The sequence below is a fragment of the Bacillus sp. ISL-78 genome, from assembly GCF_018613455.1.
Taxonomy (GTDB): Bacteria; Bacillota; Bacilli; order Bacillales; family DSM-1321; genus Peribacillus; species Peribacillus frigoritolerans.
Map to the genome: position 1 here is coordinate 1 of NZ_JAGGQC010000030.1, position 10,358 is coordinate 10,358.

The following is a 10,358-nucleotide window of genomic DNA, read 5'->3' on the forward strand; positions in this document are numbered from 1 at the left end:
TGGCTGACCTTATAATACGAAGGGGCAGGATAGTTGAATAGAGGGAGCTAAAATTTAACTACGAACCTATATTATTATTTATTTGAAGTAAAGGAGGATAAGATGAATACGTATTGTAAGAGTGCATTGAATCAAATTAAAGTGGCTGTAACGACAATTGTTGAGATGATAGATAAGTTAGAAGAAAATGACTTACAAAAAAGACCTACACCCAATAAGCATTCAATAGGAGAGCTGTTAGAACACATTGCTATTATTTGTGAAGCTGATTCGCTTATATCGGATGGGGCATCCCAAAACAAGATGAATAAATTTTATTCAAGTGTTTCATATAAAAGCCTATATGAGATGAAAGAAGCTTTGATAAAAAATCATCAATTTTTAGAAGATAAATTTATGAATTTTACAGAGGTCGAACTTCAAGAGGAAATTACTTCTTATTGGGGTGTTACATACTCACGATATGAATGGTTGATAGAGATTGTAGCTCACGTTTATCATCACAGAGGGCAATTACACTCTATGCTTGTTCATTGTTATGAGATAGACCCAAAAGTTCCATTATTTGAATAGATTTTACTATTCAACAAACGGGTGCGTTAGTTGCACTTGAAGAGTATTAGTTTACGCAGCTTGATAGACTTATATATAATAGATAAAAACCATTAGGAGTTGACTTTATGCTTAATCGGATTCGAAATAAATCGATCCCCGCACAAGAAACGGTAGAAGAAGTAGATAATATCTACGCTATTTTACCTCCGCCAGGAACCATTATCGAAGAGGCAACTGATGAAGAAATGGAAAAGGCAGCTGAGCTTGAAATTAGACATATGGCTTTCATGAGGTTGCAGGAAATGAATATACAATTCGACGGTTCGTCATATAAAGAACTATTAAAAGAGTTTCAAGATTTTGAAACCGATTCGAGTAAATTTTGGAGAGGTGTAGCAAGCCGTTTATCCGTTCCGTATGAATGGCCAATCAGAATTGATTATGCAAACGGCCCTATTTATGTTGGTGAACACGAATTATATGAAGAAGAAGAGAATGAAGATTGATATTGAAATTTATGCTTGGCATGTCGAATAAGTTCATGTATTAGTTATTAATGTATTTTAATCGATTTTAGAGCGTTGACCAAAAGGGTTAACGCTCTTTTTGTTTACAAAATTTTATAGTGATGTAAGTGGATTTTTCCTTCTAGTTGAACGACCGGGTGCGTTTGCAGAAGATCAGAACTGTATTTAAGACAGCATTTTCTTAAGGAACTAACGGGGCAGGTTAGTTCAACAAGCTTTAATTAAGAATATTCCCATTTCAAACTTATTTAGAGCAAGGTTATTTCTTGCCTTTTTCTTTGTGTTTTAAAGTTGCTTTTTTTTTCAAAAAGGGTATTTTTGGTTGAAAAATAATACTTTTAGTGTAAAATTACACTAAAAAGGAGTATTTAGTATATATGGAAAAAGAAGAATTCATCAATTTAATATCAGAAAAAATGAAACTTGTCCGAACAGAACAAAGTTTTTCTCAAGATAAGATGTCTGAAATTCTAGGGATTTCAAAAAAAACACTAGTTCAAATTGAAAAAAGAAGAACAGAAGCCAATTGGACCACCGTTGTTGCATTTTGTGCTTTGTTTAATCATAGCCAATTGTTGATATCATCAATCGGTGACAATCCAGTTGATTTTGTTCAGTTAATTGCTAGCAAAAATGGTGGTACGCCTAAAGAAAAAACAATGGGTGGTAAGATATGGTGGAAAGAGGTCGAGTATAGAGGGGATTTTCGTTTGCAACAAAATTTGATTAGTAACCATTACCGTATATTGGATCAATATGATTATCGTTGGCATAGTTCTTTTGATAAAGAAGAGAGTTTAAGTCGTTTAAATGAATTACAGGAGGTGGGGACTATCGAGATAGACAAAGGTATAGGGATATATGAAGAATAAGACCTCAACCTATAATAGTCTTCGGCTGTCCAAGTTTTCCACGTAACCTATATATTTGTTCTATTTATAAATATACAAAGAGAGGTGACAATATGAGAAAAATAGTAAGTGGTATTCTATTAGTCTGTTTATACTGTTTTCCTTTTGTTTATTTTTCAATGCACCAAGATTTTGCTAACCGTTCAATGCTTGGCTATTTAATTATGATTGTAGTAACTTCACTTCTTGCTTTCTTCGGCAAACTCGTTAGTAATTCAATCTTTCTTATTATTGGTAATATATTATCTGTAATAATTTCATTTTATTTCATCAGCGAGATGACAGGGAACGAACGATGGGGTGGCTATTTTAAGCCACTAACTCCATATCAATTATTAATCTTGGTTAGTTTTTTGAATTTGATTCCTCAGTTCTTCGCTATAAAGTTAGCTAATAGAAACAAAAATAAAGTTAAATATTAATTTGATTGAGAAGAGTAACTTCTTTGAATTACTCATTTCTTTAATAAATATCAACAATATTCATTAACATAGCGTTCTTATTAAACAAAACCAGCTAAGTTTGTGATTTAATACACTTAAACTAACGGGTGCGTTAGCTGAAGATTGGATCTGTCTTTAAGGCAGCTCTTTTCTTATGGAACTAAAGGGGCAGGTTAGTTGCATAAGGAAAATATTTCAAAATTATATATTTGTGAATTTACAAATGTTAAAATATAGAAAAATAGAGGTGGTTTAATGAGGATAAGAAAAGCTGTATTAACCGATGCCAAAGGGATAGCTAAAGTACACGTTGATAGTTGGAAAACCACATATGCAAATATCATTCCAGACGAATACTTAAATAATTTGATTTATGAAGGACGAGAGCAATTATGGAAAGAAAACATTCCTAATAGCGATGTATTTGTAGCAGAAAACGAGGAAGGAAAAATTGTTGGTTTTTCATCTGGTGGTAAAGAAAGATCTAGTAAATACCCTGATTACACTGGTGAATTATATGCTATTTATATTTTAAAAGAGTATCAAGGAAATGGGTTAGGGAAATTATTGGTTAAACCAATCATTGAAGAACTACAACAAAAAAAACTTTTTTCAATGATAGTTTTAGTGCTTGAAGATAATAGTTCTCGTCTTTTTTATGAGGCTCTTGGTGGTAAAAAAATAGACACCATTGAGGTTAACATTTCTGGGGAAAAACTCAATGAACTTGTATATGGATGGGACAATATTAGAACACTACTTTAAACTTAGATATTTAGATAATAAACTAAAAGGTAATAAGGGCTGCTGATGATGTAGCCCTTTTCTTATGGTGCTAAAGGGGCAGGTTAGTTGCATAAGAATGTAGAATATAAGAACAAATTGCCAATAAAAGTTTATAAACATAATTAATTGAGAGGGGTTCTAACTTGAAGTTAAAAGAGATAGCTGACCTTTTTATGGTCAAAGAAATAGAAGGGAATATGGATGTCGAAATTACAGGATTACAAATGGACTCAAGGAAAGTGGAAAAGGGGAATTTGTTTATCTGTGTACCAGCCATTAAGGGATTTCTTGAAGATAGACACCATTATGCTAAAGATGCCATTAGGAATGGTGCAGTAGCCCTTTTAGTCGAACGTGATGTTGATATTGATGTACCAAAGATATTTGTTAAAGATGCAAGGCAGGCAATGGCTGTTATTGCTTCGAATTTTTATAATCATCCCTCACATGAGATGAAACTTATTGGAATAACAGGAACGAACGGCAAAACCACTACCTCTTACATTATTGAAAAAATTTTTACTGATTACGGACTTAAAACTGGTCTGATGGGTAATAACGGCATTCAGATTAACAGAATCATGTATCCCACAGATATAAATACACAGGAACCCCCCATTTTACAAAGAAACCTCCGGAAAATGAGGGAATACAACACGGAATATTGTGTTATGGAAGTTACATCTCAAGGGTTAGACATGAAGCGTGTAATGGGGTGTAACTTTAGAACAGCCATATTTACAAACCTTACTCAAGATCACATAGATTATCACGGCACAATGGAACAATATAGGAATACAAAAGGGCTTTTATTCTCTAGGCTCGGAAATACATTTAAATCTAAAGATGAAAAATATGCTGTCCTAAATGCAGATGACCCAAGTTTTGAACATTTTCGTAAATTATCTGCAGTGGAAGTTATTACTTACGGAATCAACAATGAAGCTGATGTTTCTGCAAAAAATATCACCATGACATCGCAAGGAATTCGGTTTTTACTTATTACTTTTAAAGGAGAAATTGAAATACACCTACAATTAGTAGGGGGTTTTAATGTTTATAATGCATTAGCTGGTATAACAGCAGCGTTAATTGAAGGAATACCCCTTGAGAATATTAGAAGTAGTCTTTCCTTGTTAACAAGTATAAGTGGCAGGATGGAAATAGTGGATGAAGGACAAGATTATCTTGTTTTAGTTGACTACGCTCATACACCAGATGCTTTGGAAAACGTATTAAAATCAATTAAAGAGTTCACAAAAGGAAAAGTAATTACTGTTTTTGGTTGTGGTGGGGATAGAGATAAAGGAAAACGACCAATTATGGGAGAAATAGCTAGCAGATACAGTAACATTGTTTTTGTTACTTCTGATAATCCACGTTCAGAAGACCCTATTAAAATTATGAATGACATAGAAAAAGGAATGAAAAAGTCTATTTCATTTCAATATGAATTACTCGCTGATCGAGAAGAAGCTATATATAAAGCTATCAAAGAGGCTACTTCAAATGATGTTGTTATAATAGCTGGAAAAGGTCATGAGACCTATCAAAAATTTAAAGATAAAACAATTCATTTTGATGATAAAGAAATAGCGAGAAAGGCAATATCTGAGAAGTAGTATTAATTACTTTAGGTCTTAACGATGCTTTAACCAGGCATCTTCTTTTTGTTTGTGAAGTAATGTACTTAAACTAACGGGTGCGTTAGCTGAAGATCAGAGCTGACTTTAAGGCAGCTCTTTTCTTTTGGAACTAAAGGGGCAGGTTAGTACAATACGAAATTGGTTTATTGGGTCCCGTTTTTAATTTAGCCATTATGAAGTAATGATTTTTACTAAATAATTGAAACGAAATGACTTGGATGTCAGTCTAACTGTTGTCTGTAAGAAAGGAGTGAAAAGTATGTTCCATTTAAATACAGTAAAAAAAGCTCAAAAAGGGGACGACCAAGCATTCATAAAGCTAATTCATAAAGAAAAAGAAAAACTTTATCGAACAGCATTCCTGTATGTGAAAAATGAAAGTGACTCTCTAGACATTGTTCAAGATACGATTTACAAAGCCTACATATCTATTGGAAACCTAAAGGATTCTTCATACTTCTCTACTTGGCTGACCCGGATCTTAATAAACACTGCATTGGATTTTATCAAGAAAAATAATAAAGTGATTCCTATTGATCAAGATTCATTGGAGAGAATCGGAGCCGCCGAAAGATTAATGCTTGAAGACAAGATGGACCTGTTTACAGCAATTGAAGGGTTAGCTGAAAAGTACAAGACGGTGATTATTCTTAGATATTATCAAGACTTAACTATTAAGCAGATAGCTGAATTCCTAGAATGCCCTGAAGGAACGGTTAAAACGAATTTACATCGAGCCATTAACGAATTGAAGGGTAAGTTAAAGGAGGCGTGTATAAATGAATAATCAAATTCCAGACATAAAAGAAGCTATTGAAAAAATCGAGGTACCTATCGATAAACTTGATAAAACAATAGATGTTGCAATAAAGAGAGCGAAAACGAAGCATAAGAAACCAAAAAGAAAGTTGTATCCCTTTATTGGTGTAGCTTCTTTAGCAACTTGTGTATTAATTGGCTCTGCCTTTGTCTCTCCAGCAATGGCCAAGGTATTATCAACTATTCCAGTATTGAATTCTGTTTTCGAGTTTGTTGGGGATAGAGGGCTTGAAATAGCTAGTCAAAAGGGGTTATCAGAGAAGATAGAGAAAACCGTTACAGATAAAAATATAAGCTTAACAATGAAGGATATCTTTTTTGATGGTACCCGTTTGTCGATTAGTTATATACAAGAATTCCCTAACAAGTGGGGCGATTTAGGGGAAATGGAACTAAAAGTTAATGGTAAGGAAATTAATTTTGGTGACGGTCGGACGGGAGAGTTTTTAGCTGATAATCAATACGCAGGTGTAATTAATATAGAGCCTACGGAGGAGCTACCAGATTCATTTGATCTAAGCATAGGGTTGAACAATATAGGCAAAGTAAAAGGAAATTGGAATTTTGAAATTCCGGTTACCAAGTCTAAGGAAGAAGTAAAAACGATACAACCCAATCAAACAATGGGTTATAAAGATACAAAGATGACTGTGAAGACAGTTAAGATTGGACCTGCAGGAATTAAACTGTCAGTTGATTTAACTTCATCTGCTGGAGAAAATCCACAAATGATTGATGATAGTCACCTTCAATTTAATTTACTAAATGACAAAGGGGAATCGCTTACACAATCGGGTGGATCTGGTTCAGGTAATGATAAAGGAGGTAAATTTGTTTTGAATATGGAATATCGATTTTCTCCTTTAGAAGAGAATTCAGAGTTTTTAACGGTTAGTCCCTTCCTTATTCCTATTACCAAAGGGCAATCTTCAAGGATCGAACAACCTTTACATTCTCCTTTATTTAACTATGCCTTCACGAAATCTTCATGTCCTGAAATCACTCCATTTAAACGTGACCTTACAATCAAGGGTTATGAAATCCTGCGAATAAGTGAGCATTCGAGAGATATTCGCATCAAACTGAGGGAGTTGAACAAGGATAATCCACAATTTGAATAGAATATGTTGAAAACAAATAGTTGTTTGGAGTATCGATCCAAATAACAACCTATGAAGGAAGGGTAAGTAAAATGAAGAAAATGGTTGGTTGGACACTTACTTTAGCTACGCTTTTGATAGGTGGAGTCATTTATTATTTCATAACGTTATCTCTATACGAACCATCAAAAGATGCATTTGACTTCCCAGTTCCTAAAAATGCTGAGCTAGTCCAGGAAAATGAACAAGGGAAAAGTTATGATTGGTCAAAAGCATCGGAAGAAAATGGCATACCATTTGGATATGAATTAGTCCTTAAAGCGAATGGATGGAAAAAGGGAAAAAGAGAAGGGGCTTCCGTTTTTTACACAAAAGGAAATCATAAAATAGATTTGATTTCTACAACGAAGCATTTAAACATCCTTAAAGTGAATTAATATAAAGGAAATATCTTAATCAACTAACGGGGCAGGTTAGTTGAAGAAGTTTTCTCGATATTTACTGTTTCCCAAAGTTGTTTCTTACAGCTACAATAATGGTGAAACACAATGAGAAATTGAGAAGGAGCTTATGCAGTTTGAATCTTATTAAATATTTTGGAATCCAATTTATTCTATTTACTGTAATAATCCTAACAGGGTTTTACCCAGATAGTTACATAAGCAAGCCATTTACTTACACTGATTTAATAGCAATAATTATTCATTTAGCTATACTAATCGTCGTGTTAAATGGATACTTTAAGCTAAAAGAACGTCTAATGCCTATTCATTTATTTAATAGAGTTTTACTTTCTTTGTTAGCTTTTGTTATTACCATTATTTTTATAGAGATTTTAACAGGAGAATGAGATTTTATCCCTAATGAAGGGTGCGTTAGCTGAAAATCAGAGCTGTCTTTAAGGCAGCTTTTTCTTTATGGAACTATAGGGGCAGTATAGTTCCATAAGGAGTTATAATATATTAGACCAATTCTTTAGCTTATTAATAATTTGTATCTGAAACAAAGAGGTAGTGTTTAATTTACAAATAAAAGAGGATGCGATACATATGATTCATACTTTTGCCGTAACAAACGATTTAGAACTAATAACTGATATACCATTAAAACGTTTAGATGATTCAGATATTAAATGGTTTTGGGTAGATTTCGATACACCTAATGATGAAGAAGCACTGCTTTTAAAAACTCATTTTGATTTCCATCCACTTGCAATTGAAGACTGCTTACATTTTCTACAGCGTCCAAAACTTGATTATTATGATGGGTATAATTTTTTTGTGCTACACACTTTAAACCAATTCTCCCTTGCACCTGAAGAATTAGATATATTTGTCGGACACAATTTTATAGTTACTTTCCATTCATCACCTTCAAGTGAAATAGGAATGGTTCGAAAAAGAGTAATGGAGGATAAAAATACTATTAATAAAGGGGTTCTCCACATTTTTTATTCAATAATGGATAAAATTGTAGATGAGTATTTTCCAAGTATTTATAAAAGTGAAGATGAATTGAATGAAATAGAAATGAATAGAACAAATCAAGATTTAATTGAAAATGTTTATGAAATAAGAAACCAGTTACTTAAGTTAAGGCGCACAATTTTTCCGATGAGAGAATTGCTGTATAGAATTTTAAATTCGGAGAGAGTGATAGTCCCAAAAGATGATCGAGTCTATTTTATGGATATATACGACCATTTATTGAGACTTTCTGAAATGATCGAATCTAATCGAGAAATGACGGCAGATATACGAGACAACTATATTTCACTAAATTCAAACCGAATGAACAGAATTATGAAGACACTAACTGTTATGACATCAGTTTTCATACCCTTAACGTTTATTGCCAGTATATATGGGATGAATTTTGAATATATGCCAGAACTTACTTGGCAATGGGGATATTTTGGAGTGTTGGGAGTTATGGTATCAGTTGGCTCTGTAATGTTGTTATGGTTTTGGCGTAAGGGCTGGTTTAAATGATTAAAAATAAAAAGCTGATGCAAAAAACGGGCACGATTGTTTAAAAAGGTTCACTTTTCCTTATAGAACTAACGGGTGCGTTAGCTGAAGATCAGAGCTGTCTTTAAGGCAGCTTTTTCTTTATGCAACTATCGGGGCAGGTCAGTGGAATAAGGTTTGTCACAAAATACCATTGGTATTCTCGTAATTATATCTATAAAATGAAGCAAAACTATCCTATGAGAGAGTGAACAATTTGAAACATAATCGACTTTTATACTTGGCGTTAGCAAGTAGTATATTGGTTATTTTAATTGCATTTTTTCAATGGTATTTGATTGATATAATAACCGAATTTTTAATGCTGCCTATTTGGTTAGTGATATTTGGATTTTTTATTTTCATTACAGTAAAGACCATTATCAATTTATTTAAAAATAAGGGTTGGAAGCCTTTCACCATCCAGTTATTAACTATCTTATTGTGGCTGTTCTTTCCTTTTACTCAAGTTATGTTAGATTTGGACTTCAAATTGAATAAATCAGAAAGAGATGATGTAGTGGAAATGGTGAAAAACGGTACTTTGAAACCGAATGTTTCATACGATTCATCACTTATCCAATTACCCGAAAAATATGACCAATTATCTAAGGGTGGTGGAGAAATTGTTATTGAAAAAAACAGTGACCTGGTTTTGTTCTTCACATACCGTGGAATATTAGACAATTTCTCTGGGTTCGTATACTCACCTAATGGTAAAAAGCCAAATCAAAGTGATTTTGATGGAGATTTTAAGAAAATAGAAAAGTTAGATGAAAACTGGTATTTTGTGGGTTCTTATTAAGCTAACGGGTAGCTTTAGCTGAAGATCGGAGCTGTCTTTAAGGCAGCTTTTTCTTATGCAACTATCGGGGCAGTTTAGTTGAAGAAGGAATTACGGGGTTCAAAGTTGAATTTAATTTTAATAAAACTTTTTAGGGGTGTTAATGTGAATTCTACGGTAGAAACAATACAAGAATTAACAGATAAAGAACAATGGTTAGAAGCCTTTCCAATTATGAATCAGTTACGTACTGAGTTAACTCAAAAGACATATCTGGAGTTACTTGAAGAAATGAGGAAAGATGGGTATTCTTTGTATGCTTTATATAAGGATAATCGGATTGTATCCTTAGCTGGTTTAAGTTGGAGAGTTAACTTTTATAATAAACGTCACGTTTTTATTTATGATCTGGTAACTGATACTGCTTACCGTTCATTTGGGTTTGGAGAGAAATTATTAAGTTATATACATAACTGGGCAAAAGAAAATGGAGCCGCATATGTAGCATTAGAATCTGGAATTCAGCGAAACAATGCTCACTGTTTTTATGAAGAGAAATTAGATTATGATAAATGGTGCTATTCATTTAGAAAAACGTTGTGATTAAAAATAGGGGTAATGCTTCGATTAGAGAAGCATTACCTTTACAAGAGCTGAGTTAACAGCTCTTTTTTTTTAATATCGGTTGCTTTACTTCAATAAAGAAAGTTGCTGAGGCAGCTTTCTCTTATGCAACTAACGGGTGCGTTCGTATTATAAGGTTAGCCAGTTTTTTAAA

General features: G+C 33.1%; 12 protein-coding genes. All 12 read left to right on the top strand.

All coding sequences use genetic code 11. From position 1 onward, the window contains the following. The first annotated feature begins 102 nt into the window (after positions 1 to 102). Positions 103 to 573: a DinB family protein gene (locus J7I96_RS24410; RefSeq protein WP_214774780.1), complete on the top strand. Its 471-nt coding sequence runs from the start codon at positions 103 to 105 to the stop codon at positions 571 to 573. Between the two features lie 107 nt (positions 574 to 680). Then, positions 681 to 1,061: a hypothetical protein gene (locus J7I96_RS24415; RefSeq protein ID WP_215048135.1), complete on the top strand. Its 381-nt coding sequence runs from the start codon at positions 681 to 683 to the stop codon at positions 1,059 to 1,061. Positions 1,062 to 1,459: 398 nt separating this feature from the next. Beyond that, positions 1,460 to 1,954 carry a helix-turn-helix transcriptional regulator gene (locus J7I96_RS24420; protein WP_214774778.1) on the top strand — a complete coding sequence of 165 codons (495 nt, stop codon included), beginning with the start codon at positions 1,460 to 1,462 and terminating at the stop codon, positions 1,952 to 1,954. Between the two features lie 92 nt (positions 1,955 to 2,046). Then, the gene (locus tag J7I96_RS24425) at positions 2,047 to 2,415 is read left to right on the top strand and encodes a hypothetical protein (protein WP_214774776.1); all 369 of its coding nucleotides are present in this window, start codon (positions 2,047 to 2,049) and stop codon (positions 2,413 to 2,415) included. 276 nt (positions 2,416 to 2,691) lie between these two features. Then, positions 2,692 to 3,201, top strand: a complete 510-nt coding sequence (locus J7I96_RS24430; protein WP_214926156.1) for a GNAT family N-acetyltransferase — start codon at positions 2,692 to 2,694, stop codon at positions 3,199 to 3,201. Positions 3,202 to 3,365: 164 nt separating this feature from the next. Further along, positions 3,366 to 4,844, top strand: a complete 1,479-nt coding sequence (locus tag J7I96_RS24435) for a UDP-N-acetylmuramoyl-L-alanyl-D-glutamate--2,6-diaminopimelate ligase (RefSeq protein ID WP_214926153.1) — start codon at positions 3,366 to 3,368, stop codon at positions 4,842 to 4,844. A gap of 283 nt (positions 4,845 to 5,127) precedes the next feature. Beyond that, entirely contained in the window at positions 5,128 to 5,655 is a 528-nt protein-coding gene (locus J7I96_RS24440; protein WP_214926151.1) for a sigma-70 family RNA polymerase sigma factor, read from the top strand. Further along, a complete protein-coding gene (locus J7I96_RS24445; protein ID WP_214926149.1) occupies positions 5,648 to 6,808 on the top strand; it encodes a DUF4179 domain-containing protein in 1,161 nt (386 codons plus the stop codon). The genes J7I96_RS24440 and J7I96_RS24445 overlap by 8 nt, the downstream gene beginning before the upstream one ends. A gap of 71 nt (positions 6,809 to 6,879) precedes the next feature. Further along, the gene (locus tag J7I96_RS24450) at positions 6,880 to 7,224 is read left to right on the top strand and encodes a hypothetical protein (protein ID WP_214926147.1); all 345 of its coding nucleotides are present in this window, start codon (positions 6,880 to 6,882) and stop codon (positions 7,222 to 7,224) included. Between the two features lie 612 nt (positions 7,225 to 7,836). Further along, a complete protein-coding gene (gene corA, locus J7I96_RS24455; RefSeq protein WP_214926140.1) occupies positions 7,837 to 8,778 on the top strand; it encodes a magnesium/cobalt transporter CorA in 942 nt (313 codons plus the stop codon). A gap of 226 nt (positions 8,779 to 9,004) precedes the next feature. Next, on the top strand, positions 9,005 to 9,601 hold the full coding sequence (locus tag J7I96_RS24460) for a hypothetical protein (RefSeq protein ID WP_311380716.1): 597 nt from the start codon (positions 9,005 to 9,007) through the stop codon (positions 9,599 to 9,601). Between the two features lie 144 nt (positions 9,602 to 9,745). After that, a complete protein-coding gene (locus J7I96_RS24465) occupies positions 9,746 to 10,183 on the top strand; it encodes a GNAT family N-acetyltransferase (RefSeq protein ID WP_311315264.1) in 438 nt (145 codons plus the stop codon). Positions 10,184 to 10,358 lie beyond the last annotated feature (175 nt).

Excerpts from the sequence above, each read along its gene's own strand:
- J7I96_RS24445 (WP_214926149.1), top strand. The coding sequence starts at position 5,648 with ATGAATAATCAAATTCCAGACATAAAAGAAGCTATTGAAAAAATCGAG.
- J7I96_RS24440 (WP_214926151.1), top strand. The coding sequence starts at position 5,128 with ATGTTCCATTTAAATACAGTAAAAAAAGCTCAAAAAGGGGACGACCAA.
- J7I96_RS24415 (WP_215048135.1), top strand. The coding sequence starts at position 681 with ATGCTTAATCGGATTCGAAATAAATCGATCCCCGCACAAGAAACGGTA.
- J7I96_RS24430 (WP_214926156.1), top strand. The coding sequence starts at position 2,692 with ATGAGGATAAGAAAAGCTGTATTAACCGATGCCAAAGGGATAGCTAAA.
- J7I96_RS24420 (WP_214774778.1), top strand. The coding sequence starts at position 1,460 with ATGGAAAAAGAAGAATTCATCAATTTAATATCAGAAAAAATGAAACTT.
- J7I96_RS24450 (WP_214926147.1), top strand. The coding sequence starts at position 6,880 with ATGAAGAAAATGGTTGGTTGGACACTTACTTTAGCTACGCTTTTGATA.
- J7I96_RS24410 (WP_214774780.1), top strand. The coding sequence starts at position 103 with ATGAATACGTATTGTAAGAGTGCATTGAATCAAATTAAAGTGGCTGTA.
- corA (WP_214926140.1), top strand. The coding sequence starts at position 7,837 with ATGATTCATACTTTTGCCGTAACAAACGATTTAGAACTAATAACTGAT.
- J7I96_RS24425 (WP_214774776.1), top strand. The coding sequence starts at position 2,047 with ATGAGAAAAATAGTAAGTGGTATTCTATTAGTCTGTTTATACTGTTTT.